Genomic DNA, 24,653 nt, shown 5'->3' with positions numbered 1-24,653 from the left:
CTCATTGCATCATGATATAAATTCAATATTCCCAATTAAGAGCACACTCCAATGCAGCTAAGCGCTAACAAGACTGCACAGTTTTTTATTCAAAATGAATATCATCAGGTTGAACTTGATGGTCCACGCTTGCTGTTATCTTCAGTAGGCAGTGAAGAGCGTATCCCATTTACTATTTGGAGTGGCAAGATCGCGATAAAGCGCGGATTGTTCTGGGGATCGCTACAATTTTTTGCTAATCAACAAGATGGAACACAGCGCAGTTGGTTAGTACAAGGCTTACCTTGGGATCAATGCCGTCAATTTGCACGCGCGTCAGTTAGTGCTTATCAGAAGTGGCACGACACTCAATGTGAACAATTGGCTGAACACGTACCTCAGTGGGAAGCTGAATTAACACGTCTTGAGCAATTACCAGCCTTTCTACCGCATTCTAAGGTCAACACTTGGGTTGATATGGTCAACTCAGGCTTAGAGAGTATGACAATGACGCTAGAAGAGGCCGCACAACGCATGCCAAACCGCATCGCAAGAATGCAGCCATGGTTATCTGAAACGGAAATCAAGCAAGCTGAAAGAAACCAGCAATGGCTAGAGACCGAGCGAAAAAACTGGGAAGTGTTGTTTGCGCAATGTGAGTCGTCACCACTGAACTTATCGCAGCAATATGCGGTGTTGATGAATGATGATCACAACCTTATTTTAGCGGGTGCAGGCTCGGGTAAAACCAGTGTTCTAACGGCTCGCGTCGCGTATTTACTGCAAAGCCATCAAGCTCAAGCTGAAGAGTTGCTATTGCTCGCTTTTGGTCGTGAAGCGGCAGAAGAGATGAAGCAACGTCTCGACAGCAAAATTGGTTTATCAGCAGAGAAGGTGCAAGTCAGCACTTTCCACCAGTTGGGTTTAAAGATACTGAATCAAGTTGAACCCGAACGTGTGGTTATTTCTCCTTTAGCGCTCGATGACAACCAACGCCAAGCATGGTGCATTGATTGGTTGAAGAAGCACTGGATGACACCGACCAACTTTAAACGTTGGCAAAAGCATTTGTCTAAATGGCCAATCGCTTATTTAACCGGTGACGATGAGCTTGGTAGCCACGTTTCAAACCTCAAATTGATCGGTTGGCTTGAAAAGCAGCTAGAACAGTTGAATGCGTCGGGCTTAACGAAAAAAGAAGTACAGCAACAGCTGATTGATCATCGAGACTATACGCGCCTCAACAGCGAACTGTCACTGTGTTGGCCATGTGTAACCGCGTGGCAAAAGGAGCTGAAAGAACAGAATCATATCGACTTCTCAATCATGATCAGTCGAGCGACCCAGTATGTCGAGAAGGGCAAGTTTATCTCACCTTGGAAGTTTATCATGATCGATGAGTACCAAGACATCTCACCTGATCGTCTTGCCTTGGTTGAAGCACTTTGTAATCAGTCTAAAGCCGAGCATCAAGCCTCTATTTTTGCAGTAGGCGATGACTGGCAGTCGATTTATCAGTTTGCGGGTGCGGATGTGGATTTGACCACGGGCTTTAAGGATCGCTTTGAAAGCTCGACCATTCATCACCTAGATACCACTTATCGCTTTAACAATCAGCTAGGTGCAGTTGCCAATCGCTTTGTACAAGAAAACCCAATTCAGATTCCGAAAGAACTGAACAGCTTCAAGCAACAAAAGCAGAAGGCGGTGTACAGTGCGCCAAGCAAAGAAGTTGAGAAGATTCTTGATCAACTGAACCGTCAATCCAAAGGCAAAACCAATAAATCGGTGTTGCTACTTGGACGTAATCATTACCACAAGCCAGAGTTGTTGGAAGATTGGAAGAAGATCTTCACCTCCATTGATATCAAGTTCATGACTTGCCACGGCAGTAAAGGTAAAGAGGCGGACTTTGTCATTATTCTTTGTGTTGATGAAGGACAGTTCCCGACCAAGAAAAAACAGCTGCATATTGATGGCGCATTGACTGAATCATCAGACGCGTTCCCTTATGCGGAAGAGCGTCGTTTGTTCTATGTAGCAATGACGCGGGCAAAAGAGAAAGTATGGATCACGCACAGCGGTGACGGTTCTGGCTTTGTGCAGGAGCTGCATGGTTCTGATTACCCAGTTGTTCGTAAAAAGTGATGTTACTTGACTTGATTGTCTAAGATTAGATCTTCAATCCCTGCCCTAATATCACAAGGCAGACGCATAAAGCATAAGGAATTTGCTATGGAACACGGCTCTATTAACTACATTGAATTTGCTGCGAAAGATATCGCCGCAACTAAGGCGTTTTTCAGCCAAGTGTTTGGTTGGAGCTTTGAAGACTATGGCCCTGAGTATTCTGCGTTTGAAGGCAAAGGCTTAATGGGCGGCTTCTATTTGGCGGATCTGGCGTCGAATACGGATAATGGCGCGGCGCTGATGGTTTTTTATAGCCAAGATCTTGAGCAAACCGAGCGCGATGTAATTGATGCTGGTGGTCAGATAAACCGTGAGATCTTTAGCTTTCCCGGTGGCAGACGTTTCCATTTCAGAGAGCCAAGTGGCAACGAGATGGCAGTGTGGAGTGATAAGTAGAGACTCACTACACTGTTTATGATTGAACTGTTTAATGTCTGAAACGAGACATAAAAAAGCCTGCGATAAAATGCAGGCTTTTTAGTCTGTTCAGTAGAGATCACATTTAACGTGCGATTACGTGCGCTCTGCTAGATACGCTTCGTAGTCTGGGATTTCGATGATTACTTCTTCTTCAAGCAATGAAGAGTTAAACAGGAAGTTAGCGGTAGCGCGGTTAGTTGCTACAGGAATGTTCCAAACACTTGCGATACGAAGCAGTGCTTTTACGTCTGGGTCGTGTGGTACAGCATTAAGCGGATCCCAGAAGAAAATCAGCATATCGATTTTGCCTTCAGAGATAAGCGCGCCAAGTTGTTGGTCGCCGCCCATTGGGCCGCTGATCATGCTCTTGATTGCTAAGCCTGTCTCTTTACTGAGTAGAGAACCAGTCGTGCCCGTTGCGTAAAGGAAGTGCTTTTGTAGTTTTTCTTTGTTCTCTTTGACCCATCTTAGTAGCTCAGGTTTGAAGTGGTCATGAGCGACCAAAGCGATATGCTTGTGTGTTGGCATAGTGCGCGTTGTTTTTTGCATGAATGTTCCCTAAATTGTTGTTTCGTTTTTATTGTTTTGAGTTCTTCAGCCAATATAGCACTATGGATTCACACTGAATACCGGACGAAACTCAGAAGGTGACAATGAGTCGGCGATAATTTGATCTTTGAGAGTTGCAGGTGTCAGCGCTTCGATAATCGGTGCGCTGTGTTGCTCGTAAGGTTGACCGCGTAAGTAACTCGTGGCTTGTTTTACCGACAAGCGACCTTGCTCAACCATTTTATCTGTTGGCGCAAAAAGTACCTTGTTACGGAGTAAACCACGGTAGGTTCCGTGACTTAGGTAACTTGAGATTAACCCAATATCTTCGGTTTTATCGGCCGCTCGTAGCTCACTGATCGCTGCTTCAATCGCGACGGCACTTCCGACTATATATTGGATATCAGGTTCTTCTATCACCTGCTGTACTAGATTTCTTTGAAGTTCTTTATCGTTATCTGCCCAATAGCTGATCGCAATTTTGATATCACTCGACTTGATCGCATCATAAAACCCCAGTGCTACAGGCTTAGTGCCGCCACTTGCTTGTGGACCAAGTAACAGGGCGATAGGTGTTTCGCCTGATCCTTTCGGGTGTCGTTTCGACAAAAAATCTCCGACTTGGTATCCCATTTGGTACCAATCGACACCGACCGTACCTTTTAATACCTTCTGTTGTTCTTCATTGACGGTTAACTCATTTACCGTAGCAAACACAGGCGTCGAGCCAACCCAATCGCTGAGATTGTCATGATACGCATCGGGTGAAACCGTACCTAAAATAATGGCATCGGCTCCCCATTGCGTGCAAAGCACCAGTTGCGAGGCTTGTTTGGCCACGTTGGGGTAACCGCCAGCTTCCAATACTCTTAGCTCAACTTGCTGCTTTTCTGCTTCAGAGATCATTCCATAGTTTACCGACAACCAATAAGAGTCTTTGAGGTGCGGATAAATGGCACAGATTTTCTCTTTTTGTGATGTGGCATTGGCGGGCTTTATTGGGCTCAAAGGCTCACTAGCACCTGCGACAGTAGTTATTGAGGCCAGTAGTGAGAGAAGAATTATTGAAGCGAAAGGTCTAGATAGCATGAATTGCCGTTTTGTTGGTTTTAGATAAGAAACACTGCAAAATATAGCGTATTCTGCATGGGTAAAGAAGAACGTTTTAAGGTTTAGAGTTTATGTTGTTAGCTTCAGCGAGTATTGGACGCAAGCTGCTGGCCTCATTCTTAGTGATGGCACTGTTGGTTCTATTGTCTGCATTGATCGGTGTTTCTGGTTTTAGCTTTGTAGCCAAAACGGAAAGAAACGTCGTTGATTCGGCGCTTCCTGCCATGATCGAAGCTCGTCAGGTTTCTGAGTTGAGTAACCGTATTATTTCGTCAGTACAAACACTTTCTAATGCGAGAAACGAGGCCGAAAGAAAAGAGGCTGGCACCGTACTGTTTGACCAACTTGAGTCGCTTCTTCAACATATCAAAGAGCTTGGTGTCGACAGTTTCGATTCTCAGCTCCTCAATAAACTCGAAAACAATGTTCAAAGCGTTATTAACACACTGGCTGAGTTGGGTGTGTCGGTTGAGCGTAAGCTTTGGTTAAGCAAAGAGTTGTCGTCTCGTGTCGAAGAGATGCGCCTATTGGCCGAAGAGCTAGAGCAGTTGACGCGAACCCAAGTTTTGAACACGGCTACCATTGCGGTTGCTAACGTCACGCATATCTATGACCTGCTAGAAACCAAAGAAACGGATAAAGCCTACCAAGCCTTAGATGCGCTTGTAGAGGTTGACCTTGATTTGTCTGAGCGCCTACACGAATTGCATTTGCTGGCGTTCAAAATGCTTAACCAAATTGAAGAAACGCAAACCGTTACCAACGTAGAGCGTATTCATCAAATCCAATCAGAATTTGAATCCAACCTAAGAATCATGGCGCGCCGCGTTAAAGCGGTCGAAGATCCTACTCGTTCAGCGCAGATGTCTCAGCTTCTAGAAGAGCTCAGAAAACGCCAAGTCGTGTTCGATATTTCATTAGAACAATATGAGAACACCAAAAAGTCAGAGTTTCTGATGCAAAATACGTTGGAGCTGTTCTCTCAGCTGAATACAACGGTTAACCAACTGGTTGATGATTCAAACCGCAGTACCAAAAAAGCGGTTGATGAGCTGACCAGCACGTTGAATTTGGCTCAATGGTCACTGTCTGTGATTTCGGTTATTGGTTTGGTTATCGTTGCATTTATCGTGTGGCGAGTGGTGTATATCTCGGTTGTTAAACGTCTTACTGAATACTCATCGGCCTTGATGTCTATCGCACAAGGTCGCCTGAATATTGATATCTCGGTAAAGGGTAATGATGAGCTGGCTCATATGGGCGAGGCGATCATCACTGCCAGAAACACCGCGCAGGCGCTACAAGTGGTTGCGGTGGGTGAAGCAAAGGCGAAACGCGAACTTGAAGAGCACAAAGAACACTTAGAAGAGTTGGTCACAGACCGAACCTACCAGCTGCAAAAGACCAATGAGAAGCTGAACATCGAGGTAGGGAACCACGCTAAGGCTCGTAACGCCGCAGAACAAGCAAGCCGCGCAAAATCCGCTTTCCTTGCGACGATGAGTCATGAAATACGAACGCCGATGAACGGTGTATTAGGTACTGCAAGATTGCTCAAAGATACCGGGTTAGACCCGCTGCAATCCGGCTATGCAGACATCATTAACCGCAGCGGTAAGAACCTACTCGCGATTTTGAATGACGTGTTGGATTACTCAAAGATTGAAGCAGGGCATTTAGAAATCCGCACTGCTTCGTTTGATCTTCATCAGATGGTTCAAGATACCTACCAATTGATGGAAGGGCGTGCCGCTGAGAAGAAGCTGAACTTTGATTTCCATATTGAAAGTGATGTGCAACGCTATTGGCGTGGTGACGTAACGCGAATCAGCCAAATCTTGAATAATTTGGTCGGTAACGCGATTAAGTTTACGGAAAGTGGCTCGGTCGATATCTTTATCAGCTTAGATATCGAAGATGAAAATCGAGTGATGTTTGAAGTGTCAGATACAGGTGTCGGTATTGATGCTAGCGAACAAGCTTGTCTGTTTGATGCCTTTACCCAAACCGATAGCGGTCGCAACAAAACCGGCGGCACAGGGCTTGGATTAGCGATCAGTAAAAGCATCATGTTGGCAATGAACGGGGATATTGGCGTTCATTCTGAAGAAGGCGAGGGTAGCCAGTTTTGGTTCTCACTGCCACTTGAAGCCGGTGAGAAGATAGAAACGAAAGTACCGGTCATTGAAGCGTGTATTCGAGCTAAAGTACTTCTGATTGAAGATAACCCCGTAAACTGCATCGTTGCTGAAGGCTTCTTGCATAACTTGGGGCACGAGGTTGTGATTGCGACAACCGGACAAGAAGCGAGAGCCATATTCAGTGAGCAAGAGTTCGATATTGCGCTGGTGGACATTAACTTACCCGACTGCGATGGCGTCGAGTTAATTCAACAACTCAAAGACGATGCGCTTCAGCATAAAAGTGAAGAAGACGTAATTCGAAAAGTACCCCCAATGATCGCAGTATCGGCTCATGTGTTTAACGAAGAAGTGGAAAGCTATTTGTCGTCTGGCTTTGATGGATTCTTACCTAAGCCGTTAGAGAAGGAAGCATTATCGGAATTGATTGTTGAGCAGTTGGACGGTCACACGCTGTTGCTGCCTCAGCCGGATCCGTCAGATGCTGTTTGCTGTCAGCTAAACTCTAAACCTCAGGAAACCGAGCTAGACTTATCAGCATTGGCATTTGCAAGCTCGACACAACGAGCAAACCAAGACGCGGAACATAATCAAGGAGAACCGATTGTGCAGATGATTAACCCTAAGATTATCAAAGACGACTTGGCCATTCTCGGTCGAGAAAAAATAGTGCAGATTGTTGGGTTGTTTGACCAAAGCAGCCAAGTCACTCTCGATGAACTGATTGTGGCAAGTGCCGCTGACAACGCTCGTGAAATTAAGTCTTTAGCTCATAAACTGAAAGGGTCTGCCGGCAGCCTAGGATTATCTGCACTGTTTGCTTTATGCCAGAGCATTGAAGCGAGCGAGGATCCATTACTTCAATATCGCGATAATGCAGACTCATTACCTGAATTGGTGAAAGACTCGTTAGCAGCGCTCCGAGAGCAACTATAGAGTGGCTATTGGGCGGAAAGCCCCAAAATAAGAACAGAAAACAAAAAGCAGGCTATTTCTCCGTTTTAATATGAAGAAGTGACCTGCTTTTTTATTGTCGAATAAGAATCTAAGTAAGGCTTTCAAGGAACGGCTCTAAGCCATCTTGATATGTCCAGCAGCTTTGATCTTAACGTGAACCATATTGCCTTGTAGGTAGCTTAATGGAATCTCGCTGCGTTCAATGATCGCGACATTATCGCTGCATGCGCCAGCTTCAATCGCCAGTTGCTTTGATTGCGCTTCCAAGCCCTTTAAGGTCTCTTCACGTGATGCTGGGTCAATCGGTACGATCTTATCGAATTGACCTGATATTTCACCCAACGCAACACCAATCGCATTAGCCACTTCAAAGTGCTCAGGACGAACCACTTGGCTCACACCTTCAAAATGATCTGGGAATAGGGCACTACCACCACCAACCATGATTACGGGTACACTCGCCGCAGAGGTCTTCATCTTATCGATGCCTTCTTCAACATCCGTGACCATTTGTTGATAAATCTTGCTTGCTTGTTCGGCTGAAACACCAATCTCATCACTCAGTTGATGTTCTGCCTGCCACTGCATTTGTCCTGTTTTGAGTGCAATATCGGTGAGCGTAAGTTCATCACCACCAAAGCTACGCGCCGTTTGCGTCAAGGTATGGCCAACACTTTCTGGGCCTAGCTCTATACGCTGCTGTTCAAAGCGAACCTTGGTACCACCACCAATGGCTAACGCCAAAATATCAGGCATACGGAAGTTGGTTCTCACTTCACCGATTTCTACTGCTAAGCTCGATTCTCTTGGGTAGCCGTGAGTCAGTACGCCGATATCAGACGTAGTGCCGCCCACATCGACCACAATCGCGTCTTTTAACTTAGTTAAGTGACTCGCTCCACGAATCGAGTTTGTTGGCCCACAAGCCACGGTAAGAATCGGGTACATCAATGCGAACTGCTGTGACATCAGTGTTCCGTCGTTCTGACCGAAATAAGGCGTGGTGTGGATTTCATGATTGATGAGTGCACTGCAAAAGCCGTCAACGAATCGTTTTGCTGTCCCTTGCAGAGCCGCATTGAGGATAGTGGCGTTCTCACGCTCTAAAAGCCCTAAACTGCCCACTTTATGGGATAACGATAGGTTCACGCCCGGAAGTTCTTGTCGAATCCATTCTGCTGCTTGAAGCTCCTGGTCGCCGTTGACGGGAGAGAACACTCCGCAGATAGCAATGGAATCCACTTGGCCTTTCATTTTCTGGCAAAGCTCGCGGATCTCAGACTCTTGAATGTCGGCGATCAACTGGCCGTCGTATTCATAGCCGCCGTGCGCTTGGTAGAAGTGTTCACCAAGCAAGTTTTGCCACGCTTTGCTCCAACCACAAAGGGGCGGGACGCTATCACCACTTGGAAGCGCTAAACGAATCATCCCGACTCTATCTAAGCCTTTTCGTTCAACGATTGCGTTGGTGCATTGAGTCGTGCCAAGCATCGCATGTTTCACTTGCTGACCATCAATGTTTGCTTGGCTTAATAGCGCAGCAATCGCGTTATCAATACCTGTTGAAATGTCATGTGTGGTTGCGGTTTTTACTTTGGCAATCACATTCAAGTCTGCGTCGAGCAGCACACCGTCGGTATTGGTGCCACCTACGTCAATGCCCAAACGGCAGTAATCAAGCGTAATGTTTGTCATGCTACTACCTCTTCAATGTAGACTTTAGTTGTTCAATGGTTTGATACTCGACGGTGTAGCCAAAGTAACCCGGGCCCGCGACTTCAATACCTTTGTCAGTGCGCCATTTTGGGTCGCAAGGGTAGGCGATAAGGTCAATGCGCTGCCCGTAACGAAGTTGTTCGGTTGTGATTGGCTTGCCGGTTTCATGATCCAAGATCGAAATAAGATCCGGTGTTGATGCCAGCAGGTTATCTTGGTTCATGTCTGCGCGGCTTGTACCTTTGTGCGCGAGAAGTAATTCGTTTTGGAACTGCACAAACACGTTATCGACGCCGGTATCTTCAAACTGAGCCAACTTTTCAATCACGACACCACCTGTTGCAAAGCCACCATCAGTTTCACGTTGAATATCTACAATCTTGCCACTGATGATGGTATGACCGCCGACAATGTCTAAGACGGCCTGTGTGCCACTCTGATTGTTGTCGTTCGCCATTCTAATCGCTTCACCAATTTTCATCGCTTGGGTCAGTGTTGCGGGCAGTGCGCTGCGTTTTAGGTTCTTACCGTTCATTGGGTAATCGCACATTGCTGCAGAGCCACCCATCTGTTCGGTAATTGGTCTCGCAAACTTTTCAGACCAAATACCGTCAATTGGGTAAAGTGTGACGACATTGCCACGCTCATCGGCCAATGTGTTTGGTGCAGAAGGGAGACCATCAAGAAAGAAGGTCACCATCTGAGCTTCTGGGAACGCACGTCCCATCGCATCACAATCGATCACAGGAATGCTCTTTTGTGCTGCAACGAGAATTGGAATCAATGAATTGAAGCCGCCTACTTCGATAGGAAACGTTGCCGCCACTTCAGTGCCGAGCGCTTTTTCCATCGCTTCGAAAGCAATCAACATTTGATCTTTCGAATTGAGTTTCTCTACTGCGACGGTTGGTGCGCCAATCATTGAAGAGGGCACTGTCATCCAATCGTCTTGCACGTCTTCTAAAGGAATCATGCGTACAGGGTGCTTTGCCGTTGCAATGGCTACTTTCGCCATCAAGGCACCGCTGTATGGGTCACCGCCGCCGCCAGTACCTAATACCGTCGCACCCAGCGCGATATCATCAATCATTTGTTCAGTAATAATCACAACTACTATTCCTTATCAGTTGAAGGAGAAAGCTTCATTAGGGCGAGGTAAATCACACCAGCGGCAAGAATGCCGTCTAACGCCGAGATGCTGGTGAACGAAAACAGGTTGAAAAACTCTGGTGCAGTACAAGCGCTGAATGCAGTACCAAATGCCCAAGAAGCCAAGCCTTTAAACATCCAAGCTGGAACTTGTTGGATGTTCTCAAAGCTCATTTTTGTCGAATCTAAAACATAATATTGAACGATGTAGACACCCGCAGCAGGCGCAATGGTTACGCTGAGTAGCATTAAGAAGTCGGTAAACTTGTTCACCATGCCGAGTTGAGCGATACCAATGCCGACGATGGTCATGATCACAACCAGAACAGGGCGCGGAATCTTAGGTAGAACCATCGACATGCATAAGCCGCCAGAGGTCAGGTTGCTACTGTTGGTCGTCCATTGTGCGAACACCAGCACGATGATAGCTGCCATGCCTAAACCTAAGGTGAAGAAGACCTCAACTAGGTCGTCGGTGCCGGTCATTTTGGTCAAGATCAATGCGATAAGAATGATGGCACTGTTGCCGACGAGGAAACCGATACCCGCTCCTAAAATCGCATCACGGCGTGTTTTGGCGTAGCGAGCAATATCAGGTGCAGCAACCGCAGCTAGAATCCAGATAGACATAACAAAAGAGATGGCTTGGCCAAGCGTCAAAGGATCTTCAATCGATGGCGCTGCGCCACCTTGATAATCAGCAGCCATAAACAAACCGATGGTAATCAACGTCACCATCAATGGAACAGAATAGGTACTGAGTTTGCCTAAAGCACGAACGCCATAGATAGCCGTCATCATCATTAACACACTGCCGCCAATAAGAGCGGTGAGGTGTGAAATTATGATGTCGTATTTCGCCAGTGCATCGACCATGATGAAAGCGAAGAAATCAGCCTGGAATGCGAACCAGCCGACTAATGAGATGCCGTTGATGAAGCCAAGAATTTTACCGCCGTTACGGCCAAATACCGCGCTGCTCACCAGCGGGGTAGACACGCCAGCTTGAAAGCCAATGTTGGCACACAGCATCGCGATGATCGCCAATAAGCCTGAACCAATAAACGTGGCAAGCAGTGCGTCTTCAAAACCAATACCGCTGCTTAGAATCGAGCCGAGAAACAGTCCCGAAATGTCGATGCCGATTGCCAACCAAATAAGGCTGATGACCCACCAAGATCGTTTGGCCTTCTCGGGAACGGGTTCCAACTCGAAGTCATCTATCTTTTTGTGGCTGTGTGTTGCTTCGGGTTTATTCACGTAAGCTTCTGCCGCCATAGTGCCATCCATGCATTGTTATTCCATAAGTGTGAATAAAGCATACTGATGTATTTATTATTAATAAATGAATATAATCAGATGTAAACATAACAAAAAACAAATGTGAGTGGCAAAGTGAATCCAAACAATAAGTTAGATAAAAGAGACCTACGTAGATTAGAGCTTTTTTGTGAAATTGTTGAGCAAGGAGGCATCAATCAGGCGGTAGCAAGCACTGGGATTAGTCAACCAGTGCTGAGTAATCAGCTTATTGCCTTGGAAAAAAGCTTAGAATTAACATTATGCCAACGTGGTCGACGTGGTTTTAAGCTGACTCATGAAGGTGAGCAAGTGTATAAATATGCGAACCAACTAAAATCGACCTTAACCGACTTCGCTTATAAGTTACGAGGTGTACAGACGGAACTCTCTGGGCATGTGCGAATTGGATGTTTGGATAACACCGTCACTTTGCCTTATAACCCACTTCCCAAAGCGATCGAGACGTTTTACCAACGCAGTAACAGTGTAGAGGTGAGTGTTGATGTCGGGGATTTCACCCAGTTGAATGAGAAGTTAGCAAAGAGCCAGATTGATATGATGATAGTGGTTCTAGGGTCACATCAAAAATCAGCGTTTCAACATAAATACCCACTGTTTGAAGAGCACAGTTATCTGTACGCGCGTAAGGATCTGGCTGAGAAGATCATGGACAAGGATTTCTCATTGGATGGCTGTCGTATCAACATGGGCGGCTATGCCAAAGATGAGATGTTCCGATTACTGAATATTGAGCAGTACGATTCCGTAAAGCCTTTTGATGGCTGGCATGTCGAGTCGGGTGTAATTTTAACCTTGGCGGGCACACACCTGAGTTTTTTACCGTCTCATTTAATCGACCGTGGCCATTATGACCAAGCCTTGATTCCGCTTCAGCCCGAGAAGTGGAGCCTTAAGAGTCAGTTTTATGTGGTGTTGAAGCAACCTGTAGATTCCCTTTCCCCCGCCGCGCGTGCGTTTTTTGATGAGCTACACCAACCGGAAGCATCGGATTCAATATAGAGAACTCGTCGCTTCTCAATAGCACTTAAGATACTTTCTCATATACAAAAAATCCTCTACCAAGACAGAGGATTTTTGCTTTTATGCTTTATGAGTGAAAACTAACGGTTCTCGAAGCGGTTGTAATCCAACAATCCGAACTCGATCGGTTGGTCTTGTTGATACCAACGATGCACGCGATCACTGAATGGCCAGAACTCGCTAGAACTGCGTCGTACCGCAAACTTATCCAGCAGCGCCACGTAGTCTTCTTCAGTGCTTAAGTTTTGCAGCGTTTTAACCAGAGTAGGAATCTCGCTCTCGGTTAATGATAGGTAAGCCGCAGGGTAGCTACCGACAACGCCTCGTACGAGGGTAAGGTCATCATTGGCGTAATCACGGTTACCTTCTTCATTAAACAAGCTAGAAATGTTGCTGTGCGCGTTATTGTGAATCATGGTGAACAGTTGCTCTTCGCCGTTTTCGCCTTCAATCATGATCATCACTAATTGAGGCACATGACGCAGGCCTTCGCCCTTTATCAAATTCACTTGGTTAAGCAGTGCTTCATTCTTCCTACCAAAACCTGTTTCAACAATCTCAAAGCGATTATCGAGAACAGGTGCGAGCTTATCTTTGATCATATCAAGCAGTTCGTGTTTCGGATCCGCCGTTTTGTAAACCACGCTGGTCGGCTGATCAAAAGGTGCAATGTTTCGCTGCAAATAGTCACTCAGTTGTGCGCTTTGGTTCTGGTACCAACTAGAGTGTTCAATGTGACGAACGTCTTTAGGAAGAAGGCTTAAGAAGTTACTCTCACCTTCAAGACGCAAGAAGTCCATGAACATGCGTGTAATCAGCTGGTGGCCAAAGTTGCCGTAAACATCGAAGCCTGCAACGAGAAGATAATGAATACGCTCTAGAAGAGCATAATCAAGAATCCATGCAGTTTTAGGTTGAGGGCCAACCAGACCTTGGACAACAGAGGCACTATCAAAGTGTCTGAAGATCGTTAATGCTGCATTTGGGTTGGTGCCATTTCCGTCCCAAATGAGATCGGTATTTAGGTGTTCACTATTCTTAAACCATTGATTCGTGAAATTTGATTTGGCATCGAGGTATCGTGCTTGTTGTTTTGAGTAGTGTATCCAGCTAGTTATTGGGAGTGTATTACTGCTGAGCTCACTTGGTAGCTTTAAGTTTTTTTCTTGGTTCTTAAAGAAGGTGTTTATCTCTGGTAGATCCGCTTTTTCAGGATCAGCAAAGAAGACCCAAAAACGGTCATTAATGACATTTAATGCAAGCTGACCACGACACACCGGCCCTTTGATAAAGGCCATAATGGTATTCTGCGCATTATCTAACATGAAGTTGAAGCGCGAGTTTACTGGCAGTGCTTCAAACGAAGTCATTGGGTTAGCTGAAACATCGATGTCGTAACTAGGTAGTTGTTTTACTTCGTAATTTACGTCGACAAACCAGGTGTTCCACTTTTGTAGACGCTCTTTATTAAGTGCGAAAGGCATGTGCGTTTTGTTGACGATAGTGCCTTGTTCTGGAATCAGACGGTAGTAAACACGGTCTACTTTTGGATCGTCATAAGGGCGACGAGTCGTGATGCGCTGTACCGCTTCACCTGGTGGTGTTGCAGAGCGAACAACAGTAAAGAAACGCGTTGGTTGAGCTAAATCAGAAAAATAGACATGAGATAAAAACAGGTGCTCGTAGATATAACGTGCTGAAAGTTGACTCTTATTGTCGCTCTTGTTTAAAAAGCTTTCGTAGACATTAACGAGCTCTTGTTCTGCATCAGTCAATGGAATGTGGTCGTTCATTAACGCGCCATTTTTCAACCAACTCATTAAAGTCGCGTATTCGGTTTTGTCTAAGTTTGGCATCCCATAAGGCATTCCCCAAGTTGGGTAATCTTTTTCATATTTGGCATACTCCTCAATGGTTGGGCACTGTTGGTCACGGTCTATTGAGAAATCAAAGCCTTCGAGCTGCGTTTGATCAGGAAGAGGGTGGTTTTCTTTTTGCTTCAGCATACGAGAAACAAGCCCAGCATCGAGGTTGGCGGTTGGGTTCTGGATACGTTCGTTAAGTACAGGGTGAAAATCCGCCTCACGCCATTCTTGCGTAGTTAATGCATCTTCAAATAAGCGAGTAGGGGCAGATGCGGTTAAGCGAGTACCTTGATAAACGAGTGCTTTGCTCGCACCTCGGTCTATACCTTCCACTGAAGACATTTTGAGTTGGCAAGGGGCATCATAACAAGCGTGGCAAACCACGCATCGGTTATCAATGATGGGCTTTACTTCGTCAATGAAGTGCTGCGCTTGAGCTGAAAGAATAGGTGCTTGGCGATCGCGTACTTGTTGTTCACCAAACAGTTCGTCGAAGTTTAAACCCGCGTAGACGGCACAACCTGAGAAGACGCTAACAAAAGCTAAAATGAAGAGTTTTTTCAAATTCATACGTATTTAAATATTAGACATTTTCTATAATTATATCGAAAATGATTGAAAATGCTCATGTTCTAACAATTTTGTAGACAAGATCTTGATGGGACGAGTGACTTGTCGATGCGCGTCACTCGCTAGTGCTCAGAAATTGGTGTTTAGACTTAGCTAGATTTAAGTCCCAAGAGCTAAAAGCTAGCAGTTAAGAGTTAAGAGTTAAGAGTTAAGAGTTAAGAGTTAAGAGTTAAGAGCTAAGACTCATTGATTGACGTAACAAACAGAGAAGGGGACAGACAATCGCTCAAACTCTTTGATCCAGCGCCACTGGTTGTCTTGCAGTTTATCGCCAGGGCCTTTGACTTCAATCCAATGAAACTCATCGCCCTTGAACGCAATCAAATCCGGCATCCCAGTTCTAAATAGCTTTAAGTCACTCAATATCACTTTGAAGAGGTCTACAACCAAGGCATTTGGAATTGAAGCCATACCATGTTCGATGAGTGACTTAGGAAAATAATTCCAATGAACAAAGGGGTTCGCGATACCTTGCTTTTCATCGTAAGTATCAAGAAAATGGTTCAGCCCATGTTTGGATATCGTCTGAAACACGGCTTCAATCTGTTCGGCTCGCTTGTCTACGAAATCTGAATGGTACAGATCCAATGGTCGATGTTGGTAACGATTGATAAAGGCGCCTTCAACGTCTGCGAAAATGACATCCCAGAAAGCCAAACCAAACAAGCCACACAGAAAACTGTTTTCTGAAAAATAGACGTCCCAACCTTGGTTCTCAAAATGCTGCTTTACCGCAAGCTCGACTCGAGTTTGGCTGAGGTCTAATTCCAGTTTTAACTCTTTGCAGCTCGGCTTTATGGTTCGTGAAACTTTGTGCCCCTGTTTCCGTAGCAGCCGGTCTTCAAGCTTAATAGCGACTTCCAACTCTGACACATCCGATGGAGTAGCTTTCATTTGCGTGACAATGTCACACATTAAGTCTAGCGTACCTTGCTTATCATAGATGCGTGCAAGTCGTTCTCTGCTCGGAGGAAGTGTAGATTGTCTGAACCAAAAGATTGCTTGGTCGTTTAGATTAAGCCTTTCAAGATCGCGAGCAACATCATTGATCAAACGCGATCGTTTTCTGGCAATACTTCTGTGTTCTGATTCTTCAGGAATCGCATTTAAAATCAGTTCCAGAAACTCGCCATCTTTGCGGTCACCTTCTGAATACAAGCGTTGAATATCGCGCATCTGGATTAATTGATTGAGCTGATCCCTAGAGGTGAAGAAGCGGCGTTGCTTGCTTAATGGGTAGTTCTCAAAGGTGTTTAGCCCAAGGTCGCTTAACACGAACTGACTTAAGTCTTGATAGGTGTTGGCAAAGAACAGCAACAGTAATACATCAATCACTTGAGATTCGATGACGTAAATACAGTCGAAAGAGAGGTTTTGAAATTGATCAAAAGGTTGCTGATCAAGCCGTAACAACAGCTCGTCTTTCTTGGCATTTCTATGGCTCTTAAGGGCGGGGAATACACTCAACAGCTCTGGTTTGGTGAGCAAGTGCAACCCGAGCTCGACCTCACTAATGGCGAGGTCATGCTGTTCTTCGGGATGACTCAATCCAATGAAGCCTGAGCTGTTTAGCTCTTGCAGTACGGTCTTTAGATCTGGGATCTCAACATAGTTGAGTTTATCGCTGCGAAACCAACGGCCTTTACGAGAAAGCAAACGAACCATTAGGCATTGGCTTGAAACAGAAAGACGTTTGTATGCGGACAACCAACAACATTCATCATCACTCAGAAGATCGGGGTAGAGCGTTTGAGCGTGTTCAACCAGTCGATTGAAGTTGTCGAGATAATAAGTGGGGGAGAGCTGAAGAGTGGTTTCGGTCGTCAATGGAGAAGTCGCTTGATACAAAAAGAGCCTAACCCTAAGGTTAAGCTCTTCAGTAACAAATTCAATCTTTTCTGTTGATTAAGCTTGTGATGCTTTTAGTTCAGCAACTTTAGCTTCAGAGATTGGTTTAGTGATGATTGCTAGAAAAATACACACTGCCATCATAACTGCAGAGATTGTGTAAGCTAGGCCGTAACCTTCGCCGTTTGACATTGAGAAGCCAACAACTGCTGCACCGATAGCGCCGCCGATACCCCATGCCGTGTAAAGCACGCCGTAGTTAGTACCGTAGTTTTTCAGGCCGTAGAACTCAGCAGTTAGTGTTGGGAATACTGCTAGAAGCGTACCGTAACCAACTGCTGCGATAGCCGTACCAATGATTAGCGTGAATTCAGAGTTGAACGTAGCGAATAGAGCCATGTTCGCGCCTTGAAGGATGAACGCTAGAAGTAGAGTACGTACGCCACCGATTTTATCTGCAAGCATACCCGCAGCAACACGGCCGCCTGAGTTGAATACTGCAAGGATAGACGCTAGGTAAACTGCGTTTGGCAGGTTAGCTTGAACGCTAGCAATTGTAGTGATGTTACCGATGATCATTAGACCAACAGATGCAGCGAATGCGTACATGATCCATAGAGAGTAGAACTGAGGAGTCTTCAGCATTACTTTCCAAGTTAGGTCTTCAGTCTTCTTAACCGCTTTAGGAGCTTGGCCTGCTTTTACTTTAGGCTCAGCTGGCGTGTAATCCGCTGGTGGGTTGTTGATTGTTGCTGCTAGAGGTACTGCGATTGCAAGTACACCAACACCAAGAATCATAAAGCTAGTTTGGATACCCATGCTGTCGATTAGCGCAGAAGTTACTGGTGCTAGGTAAATAGCCGCAAGACCGAAGCCTGCTGCGATAAGACCGTTAACCATACCTTTCTTAGAAGAGTGGAACCACTTCATTGCTGATGGAGACAGACATGCGTAACCGAAGCCGATACCTGCACCTGTTATAATACCGAACGTGATGTTCAGCATCATAGGCGTTGTAGCGAAACCAGAAGCAATCATACCTAGGCCTGTAAGCGCTGTACCTAGGATAAGGATCTTACGTGGACCCATACGGTCTTGTAGGATGCCCGCAACAAGAAGACAAACAGAGAATGTGATAGTTGCAATAGCGTAAGGTGAAGATGCTTCAGCAGCACTCCAACCAGCTTCAGTTACTAGCGCTTTGTTAAATACACTCCAAGCATACAGGATGCCAAGACAAAGGTTGATACAGAAGCCTGCTAGCAGGATACGTGTTGCTTTATCAATCTTGCTCATTTTTATTCTCAGTTTTGTCATCGGTTAGTGGAGAGCCACTTAACTAAAGACGGGTTATTGTGATTGTTTCTTCAAAATTAGTTTGCGTTTATCAACAGATAGCGCAAAAGAGCGCGGATTATAACCAATTAAAATGTGATTGGAATCTCTTTTTCCATTTTTGGTAAATTAAATTCAATTTGTTAATAAGTTGTTTTTCATTGGTTTTTGAAATGTTTTTAACACCTCTCTATTTTGTTCTTTTTCGCTCTGTCTTCTTATTATTTCAGGGATTTTGAGGTGATGGTTTTTGAATAGACGCGTATTGCGTGCGGATATCACAGAGTTACAAATAATTTTAATTAATTTCCAAGGTTAAATTTGTGTAACAAAATAAATCGTAACAGCGCTTTGTTCATATGAGACAAGGAGTAACGGAGTTTTATTAAAAACAGAATGTTAAGCAATTGTTAAGGGTGATTTTTGTTAGTACTTTTGCTTACATTTTGTTCGATTGGAGGGGTTGTGTTGTCCGTAAAAAGTGGGAAAATAGTATGCAAACTGAGATTCCAAATTTGAAAGGATGCGTTTCCAACTTATGGTGAGGCGAGTATTATGAAACTGTTTTTAATTTTATTGATGTCAATTTCTGGTGGTGTAGCGGCAGCTGACCATATTCACTCTTTCCTATTCGGCTTCTATGTTGCGGCTCTAGCAGTTGGTAGTTGCTACTGGCTTGCATTCCGCAGTACGCGTTTCCCACAGTTGGCATTAGTGCTATTGATGTGTGGCTTTTTTGCGAAAATTGCAGTGACTGTTATCGGTGTTTCTTGGGGTATCTCGAACGATATCATTCAATCGCCGTTCATTTTCTCATTGTCATACCTGTTCTTCTTAGTGGTTGTGTCTTACGTTTGGTTTGCATACCGCGATAAATTGACGCTAAAACAACGCGCTAAGAAGGTAGAAGAGTCTCGCAAGCAAGCGGCAGCATAATTCGATTTGATTCTTAAAAAGCCTTCTTCGGAAGGCTTTTTTGATCCTGCCTACCTGAACTCTATTATTTGGTTATGACGGCAGATAAAAGAAACCCCAGTATGGTGACATACTGGGGTTACTTGTTATGTATCTATTATCTAGCAGTTACCATCTACCAAAGACTACTCTGAAGGTGTGTTATTTCTTCATCATCTTAGCGAGATCGGCGAACGGGTTGTGTGTCGCTGACTGATGATCATCTAAACTCGCTTTTGCATCCACACCATAACGCTCATGGTCAGTGTATTTTGAATGCTCATGATCGTGACAGTACAGGCACAGTAGCTCCCAGTTGCTGCCATCTTCAGGGTTGTTTGTATGGTCGTGATCCACGTGGTGAACGGTAAGCTCTCGGAGGTTTGAGTAAACAAATTCGCGCGCACATTTACCACAAACCCAAGGGTACAGTTTTAGTGCTTTTTCGCGGTAGCCTTTCTCTTGGCGAGCATACGCTGCACTCGAACCTGTGAAATCAGAAGACATTGCCAAATCCTTATCAATTGTAATATCCCGATTTTATCACAGCTTTCTTGAAGCTGTCGGTATGTCGTTCGTAAAATCATTGCTAAATGATGCAGTGGACTTATCGATATTAGATTGAAGTTTGAATACAGACTTACCTTCTACACACTAACGCTTAAGCGGGTTATGTCTTTCTGGAATAAGCCATGCTTAACAGTTTGAAAATAAATCGTATTCAGGGGTTTTAACCGCAGGCATGTGACCTAATATCAGTTTGTGAGACCCTATATTAATAAGGAAATATCATGTCAGAACAATACACTCCGCCAAAAGTTTGGGTTAACGATACTGCTGGTGGTAACAAGTGGGCAAACATCAATAGTCCTGAATCTGGAGCTCGCTTTGATAAAGAGCTTCCTGTTGGTGACCATGCTTTTCAATTGTATTCTCTTGGCACACCTAACGGTCAAAAAGTCACTATCTTGCTGGAAGAGTTGTTAGCGGCGGGTGTTAAAGAAGCTGAATATGATGCGTACTTAATCAACATCGGTGAGGCTGATCAGTTCTCTTCTGGCTTTGTTGGCGTGAATCCAAACTCCAAAATACCAGCACTTGTCGACAAGTCTGGTGACGAAGACGTGAATGTATTCGAATCGGCATCTATCTTGATGCATCTAGCAGAAAAATTTGGTCACTTCTTACCAAAAGAAGGGGCAGCAAGAACGCAAACCATTAACTGGTTGTTCTGGGCACAAGGCTCGGCACCATTCCTAGGCGGTGGTTTCGGCCACTTCTACGCTTACGCGGATGAAAAGCAAGAGTACCCAATTAACCGCTTCGCAATGGAAGCTAAGCGTCAACTAGATGTGTTAGACAAACAGCTCGCAAATAACACATTTGTGGCGGGTGACGAGTTAAGCATCGCTGATATCGCGATTTGGCCTTGGTATGGCAACCTTGTGCTAGGCAAAATTTACGATGCGGCCGAGTTTCTACAAGTTGAGTCATACACCAACGTTGTGCGCTGGGCGAAGCAACTAGAAGCGCGCGAAGGCTTCCAACGCGGCCGAGTGGTTAACCGTTCATTTGGCGAAGAGTGGGAGCAAGTACCAGAGCGCCACTCTGCGGAAGACATTGATCGAGTTTTAAAGCTACGCCCGTAGTGATTTTAAAACGATAGTCGACACCAGTATCTCTAGAGTTTGTTTTAGCGGCCAACGTTAACTCAAACTCTAGTTTTTTGTTCCATCGAATCATTCCTTCCTTATATCAGTCTTTCGATAAATACCGTTACTATTCGCTTTCACTTGTCAATTGCTTTTTTGTTTATGTGGTTGAATATTAATGGCTTTTGCCCTATTTAATGCCCTGTTATCAGAGTTATTTCATACTTTGTTACATTTCAACGATCAACTATTTATTGCAATGTTATAACATAACAAAAAATTAATTGGTGATGTATCTTAGAAAGGAAAAAGTTGTGAATAAAAAATTGATTTCTCTAGCGGTTGGTAGCATTCTCGTTTCCCCTGTTTTTGCCGACACGTTGTCGAACCCTCAAATTGGTGTCGTTCTTGATGGGTATTATCAAGACGGTCAACGTAATAACTCAGAGCGCGGCGAAGGCTTTGGTCTTGGTCATACAGAACTGAACATGTCTGCGAATATCGATGATAAGTTTTATGGCTCTTTGACTACGGTTATTGAAACTCACGATGATGAGACTGAATTACGGCTCGAAGAAGCTTTCATTGAAACACTGACGATGCCTTACGGTTTAAGCATTCGAGGTGGTCGTTTCTTGTCTGATTTCGGCTACCTAAATAACCAACATATGCATACCGATAGCTTTGTTGAGCGTCCTGCTGCTTACCGTACATTTTTAGGCTCTCATTATTACGATGATGGTGTTCGTGCAAACATCGTTCTTCCTACAGATCTGTATGTGAAGTTCGGTGTTGAAGCGCTAAGTGGTAGTAAGATGTCGTCTGTTGATGATGGCTCTGACGTTGGTGTTTACACTACAACTCTTAAGCTAGGTGAAGACTTTTCAGAGTCATCAAGCTGGCAGTTTGGTTTGAGCTACTTACGAAATGAAAACGGTAAAGTTCGTGAGTTTGGAGAGCATGATCACGGGCATGACCATGACCACGATCATAGCCACGGAGCGGCGGTAACGGGCTCAAACTTATACGGTGCTGACTTTGTATGGAAGTGGGCTCCAAACGGTAACTACAAATACCAAAACTTCACGCTTGCTGCTGAATACATGTTGTTAGATGGCATCGTCGATGACAAATTCAAAAATGACGCAGAATCACCAGATACACTAGCAGGCTACTATGTCTCGGGTGTCTACCGATTTAGCCCAAGCTGGTCTGCTGGCCTGCGTTACGGTGAAGCAGAAAGCTATGATGGACACGCACATGGTGACCACATGCACTTTACTGCAATGAACGACAAAGAAGCAGATGCAATGATCGCTTGGGATTCATCTCATTTTGGTACAGTTAGAGCGCAATACTCTCGCGTTGAAAACCAAAGTAAAGAGACAGATAACGTATTTACCCTTCAGTATGTGATGACCTTTGGGGCGCACGGTGCTCATGCATTCTAGGAAACTCCTACTTACAATGGCAACAGGTGTTGCCATTGTATCCTCATCTATAATGGCATCTTCGTCTACAATGGCGTTGAATATTTTCGTTTGTGAGCCTGAATGGCAAGCTCTTGTTCATAGTCACGCTCCTGATGCCAACATCTATTCGGCGACTACGGCTAAGCAAGACCCGCACTATGTTCAAGCAAGACCATCACTTATTGCCAAAATGCGTCAAGCAGATATGGCAATGTGTTCAGGGTCTGAATTAGAAGTAGGCTGGTTACCAATGCTGCAAGTACGCAGTGGTAATCCTGCGGTTCAAGATAGCGCGCCCACCATGTTATACGCGAGCGATATGGTAGGTATGCTTGATACCCATGACCATGTCGATCGAAGCATGGGAGACATCCATGCTCACGGAAACCCACATGTTCAGTTTGCTGCTGAATATATGATTCCTATATCGAGAGAAGTTACCAAGCGTTTACAACTGCTTGATCCTGACAATGCACATATCTACATGCGAAATGGCATGAAGTTTCGTGCCAACTGGCGTAATAAATTGGCAGAGTGGGAAACGAAAGCAGAGCTGTTACAAGGTAAAAAAGTGGTCGGGTATCATGCTACATATCGTTACCTCTTTGACTGGTTAGATATGGCGCAAATTGCTGATTTAGAACCTAAGCCTGGGATATCACCGACTACGTCACATTTACAGTCATTGACCAAGTTGGATCCTGCTTCGTTTGATGCGATTGTGTATTCATCACACCAAGACCAACGTCCTGCTAATTGGCTTAACCAGCAAATCAACAAGCCTACGATACAGCTACCATTGACGGTTACAGAAGGTCAGAGCCTTGACCAAATGTACGATCAAGTCATTGATGAATTGCTTAGAACGCTCGTTAACCCAGACACATCAACGAGATCATAATGTTGAATGAATATGGTTGGTTGGCACCTGCGGTATTGTGTGGATTAATTGCATTAGTCGGCAACATTGTGCTTGGGGAGCAAGTCCTCAAGCGCCAGATCATCTTTATTGATCTCGCTGTTGCGCAAGTGGCTGCCCTTGGCGCCGCTTTGAGTCACTATTGGTTGAGCCGATATGCACAGTTTAGCGGCTCTTGGTTTGCAGAGATGATTGGCCCGTGGGTCATGTCATTGTTGCTATGCGGATTAATTGCGTTAATGGAAAAGCGTTACAAACAACACTTAGAACCAATGATAGGAAGTTTGTTTGTGGTATCGGCTTCATTAGCGATTCTATTGGTCAGCAAAGATCCTCATGGCGCCGATTTTATTCAAGGCATTCTCAACGGGCAGCTATTGTGGTCTACCTGGGATGATGTCTGGCCATTGGCAATAATCACGACCGCGATGTTGGTGTTGATTAGCGTAAAGCCTGAATTTATGCAGGGAAGTGGCTTTTATCTTATCTTCGCTATTTTGATGCCGATCACCGTAAAGCTGACTGGGATATATTTGGAGTTTGCGTTACTGGTGATACCTGCGTTATGTGCAGCTGCGTATAAAGGCGTTCGCTTCTTTATCGCGAGTATCGGGATTGGCACTATCGGTATTTTATCGGGCTTAGCAGTGTCGGCTTATTACGATTTGCCAAGTGGCGCCAGCATTGTCATCACACTGTTTTTGGTGGGGGTGATGTTTAATATTGTGATGAAGTTGATTAGAAGCACTTGTACTGATAGTTCGACACGAGCTTGTGGTTAGGAAAAGGCCTCTAAGGTTTAACTTGGAGGCAACGAACCTGACGTTAACAAGACCATGGCGCTTTCTCTGTTTAGAACCGATAGCGCTGGCATATTATATTTAGATTTAGCTATTAAAGGCGGTTTAGGTATAAAATCGCGACATCATAATTCTAAAGGATGGTGCCATGTACCACGGTCATATCTATTTCCCTCTGCGATTTGCAGAGCAAGCAGAAACACTGCGTCAGAAAATTTTAGCGGAACGTAAAGATGTATTAGAGGTTTTCCCATTAATACAGCGTTTGGTTGGTCCACATAAGATGCCAATGTTTGAGATTCACTTTGCGAACAAAGAGTCGGGCATTGTTGAATGGCTTGAGCAAGAACGCGGTGATATGTCGGTGCTTATTCACCCTGTAACTGGCGGTGAAGAAACTTTGGATCACACAGTACGAGCGATCTGGCTTGGTCGTGAATTGGGTGTCTTTGAAGAAACGCTTACTAGCTAATCAAATATACCAATATTGCACTTAACTCATTCCGACCGGAAAATACATGAAATCGAGTAGGAGGAGGCCTCGCAGCCTCCGTCCTCTCACACCACCGTACAAGCGTGGGTCGCATACGGCGGTTCCGAATATACTTTCAGTGACTCGTACCC

Annotated in this window: 19 protein-coding genes; 10 read left to right on the top strand and 9 right to left on the bottom strand. The window is 44.9% G+C overall.

The features are described 5' to 3' along the window. The first annotated feature begins 51 nt into the window (after positions 1–51). Positions 52–2,127, top strand: coding sequence for a DNA helicase IV (gene helD, locus F0229_RS10460; protein ID WP_017064779.1), 2,076 nt, complete (start codon positions 52–54; stop codon positions 2,125–2,127). 87 nt (positions 2,128–2,214) lie between these two features. Beyond that, positions 2,215–2,565, top strand: coding sequence for a VOC family protein (locus tag F0229_RS10455; RefSeq protein WP_017071128.1), 351 nt, complete (start codon positions 2,215–2,217; stop codon positions 2,563–2,565). A 117-nt stretch (positions 2,566–2,682) separates the two neighbouring features. Here the strand turns inward: F0229_RS10455 and F0229_RS10450 are convergent, their stop codons facing one another. Both F0229_RS10450 and torT read right to left on the bottom strand, forming a co-directional pair. After that, entirely contained in the window at positions 2,683–3,138 is a 456-nt protein-coding gene (locus tag F0229_RS10450; protein ID WP_017064778.1) for a methylglyoxal synthase, read from the bottom strand. Positions 3,139–3,198: 60 nt separating this feature from the next. After that, complete coding sequence (torT, locus tag F0229_RS10445) at positions 3,199–4,227, bottom strand: TMAO reductase system periplasmic protein TorT (RefSeq protein WP_171732780.1); 1,029 nt, start codon at positions 4,225–4,227, stop codon at positions 3,199–3,201. Between the two features lie 92 nt (positions 4,228–4,319). Here torT and torS point away from each other — a divergent pair, with 92 nt between their 5' ends. After that, entirely contained in the window at positions 4,320–7,325 is a 3,006-nt protein-coding gene (gene torS / locus F0229_RS10440; RefSeq protein WP_017060885.1) for a TMAO reductase system sensor histidine kinase/response regulator TorS, read from the top strand. 135 nt (positions 7,326–7,460) lie between these two features. Here the strand turns inward: torS and F0229_RS10435 are convergent, their stop codons facing one another. From F0229_RS10435 to F0229_RS10425, 3 genes are read right to left on the bottom strand one after another with little or no spacing between them, the layout of a single operon-like run. Continuing rightward, on the bottom strand, positions 7,461–9,041 hold the full coding sequence (locus tag F0229_RS10435) for a hydantoinase/oxoprolinase family protein (protein WP_171732779.1): 1,581 nt from the start codon (positions 9,039–9,041) through the stop codon (positions 7,461–7,463). Between the two features lie 4 nt (positions 9,042–9,045). After that, positions 9,046–10,170: a DUF917 domain-containing protein gene (locus tag F0229_RS10430; protein ID WP_065584596.1), complete on the bottom strand. Its 1,125-nt coding sequence runs from the start codon at positions 10,168–10,170 to the stop codon at positions 9,046–9,048. Positions 10,171–10,175: 5 nt separating this feature from the next. Further along, positions 10,176–11,501, bottom strand: coding sequence for a cytosine permease (locus F0229_RS10425; RefSeq protein ID WP_171732778.1), 1,326 nt, complete (start codon positions 11,499–11,501; stop codon positions 10,176–10,178). 93 nt (positions 11,502–11,594) lie between these two features. On the opposite strand from F0229_RS10425, the gene F0229_RS10420 reads away from it, so the two are divergent. After that, a complete protein-coding gene (locus F0229_RS10420; RefSeq protein ID WP_017069448.1) occupies positions 11,595–12,533 on the top strand; it encodes a LysR family transcriptional regulator in 939 nt (312 codons plus the stop codon). 101 nt (positions 12,534–12,634) lie between these two features. On the opposite strand, the gene F0229_RS10415 is transcribed toward F0229_RS10420, so the two are convergent. The 3 genes from F0229_RS10415 to F0229_RS10405 form a co-directional block, all read right to left on the bottom strand. Beyond that, on the bottom strand, positions 12,635–14,989 hold the full coding sequence (locus F0229_RS10415; RefSeq protein WP_171732777.1) for a fatty acid cis/trans isomerase: 2,355 nt from the start codon (positions 14,987–14,989) through the stop codon (positions 12,635–12,637). A 243-nt stretch (positions 14,990–15,232) separates the two neighbouring features. After that, positions 15,233–16,897, bottom strand: a complete 1,665-nt coding sequence (locus tag F0229_RS10410) for a VRR-NUC domain-containing protein (RefSeq protein WP_171732776.1) — start codon at positions 16,895–16,897, stop codon at positions 15,233–15,235. 57 nt (positions 16,898–16,954) lie between these two features. Further along, positions 16,955–18,193 (bottom strand): OFA family MFS transporter, encoded by a 1,239-nt coding sequence (locus tag F0229_RS10405; RefSeq protein WP_171732775.1) that lies wholly within the window; start codon positions 18,191–18,193, stop codon positions 16,955–16,957. Between the two features lie 594 nt (positions 18,194–18,787). Between F0229_RS10405 and F0229_RS10400 the strand changes: the two genes are divergently transcribed. Continuing rightward, on the top strand, positions 18,788–19,168 hold the full coding sequence (locus F0229_RS10400) for a hypothetical protein (protein WP_017064770.1): 381 nt from the start codon (positions 18,788–18,790) through the stop codon (positions 19,166–19,168). Positions 19,169–19,348: 180 nt separating this feature from the next. Here F0229_RS10400 and F0229_RS10395 read toward each other — a convergent pair whose 3' ends face one another. Further along, positions 19,349–19,693 (bottom strand): YajD family HNH nuclease, encoded by a 345-nt coding sequence (locus F0229_RS10395; protein ID WP_017060876.1) that lies wholly within the window; start codon positions 19,691–19,693, stop codon positions 19,349–19,351. A gap of 284 nt (positions 19,694–19,977) precedes the next feature. Here F0229_RS10395 and yghU point away from each other — a divergent pair, with 284 nt between their 5' ends. The 5 genes from yghU (at position 19,978) to F0229_RS10370 (ending at position 24,501) form a co-directional block, all read left to right on the top strand. Beyond that, positions 19,978–20,835, top strand: a complete 858-nt coding sequence (yghU, locus tag F0229_RS10390) for a glutathione-dependent disulfide-bond oxidoreductase (protein WP_102428327.1) — start codon at positions 19,978–19,980, stop codon at positions 20,833–20,835. 317 nt (positions 20,836–21,152) lie between these two features. Next, complete coding sequence (locus F0229_RS10385; RefSeq protein WP_171732774.1) at positions 21,153–22,289, top strand: hypothetical protein; 1,137 nt, start codon at positions 21,153–21,155, stop codon at positions 22,287–22,289. Between the two features lie 16 nt (positions 22,290–22,305). Next, positions 22,306–23,211, top strand: coding sequence for a zinc ABC transporter substrate-binding protein (locus F0229_RS10380; RefSeq protein ID WP_253820986.1), 906 nt, complete (start codon positions 22,306–22,308; stop codon positions 23,209–23,211). Positions 23,212–23,213: 2 nt separating this feature from the next. After that, a complete protein-coding gene (locus tag F0229_RS10375) occupies positions 23,214–24,011 on the top strand; it encodes a metal ABC transporter permease (protein WP_216606112.1) in 798 nt (265 codons plus the stop codon). Positions 24,012–24,177: 166 nt separating this feature from the next. Continuing rightward, positions 24,178–24,501 (top strand): DOPA 4,5-dioxygenase family protein, encoded by a 324-nt coding sequence (locus F0229_RS10370; RefSeq protein WP_017060873.1) that lies wholly within the window; start codon positions 24,178–24,180, stop codon positions 24,499–24,501. The last annotated feature ends 152 nt before the right edge of the window (positions 24,502–24,653 follow it).

This window comes from Vibrio sp. AIC-3, from assembly GCF_013114515.1.
Lineage (GTDB): Bacteria > Pseudomonadota > Gammaproteobacteria > Enterobacterales > Vibrionaceae > Vibrio > Vibrio crassostreae_C.
This window is presented reverse-complemented; position numbering and strand designations above follow the sequence as displayed.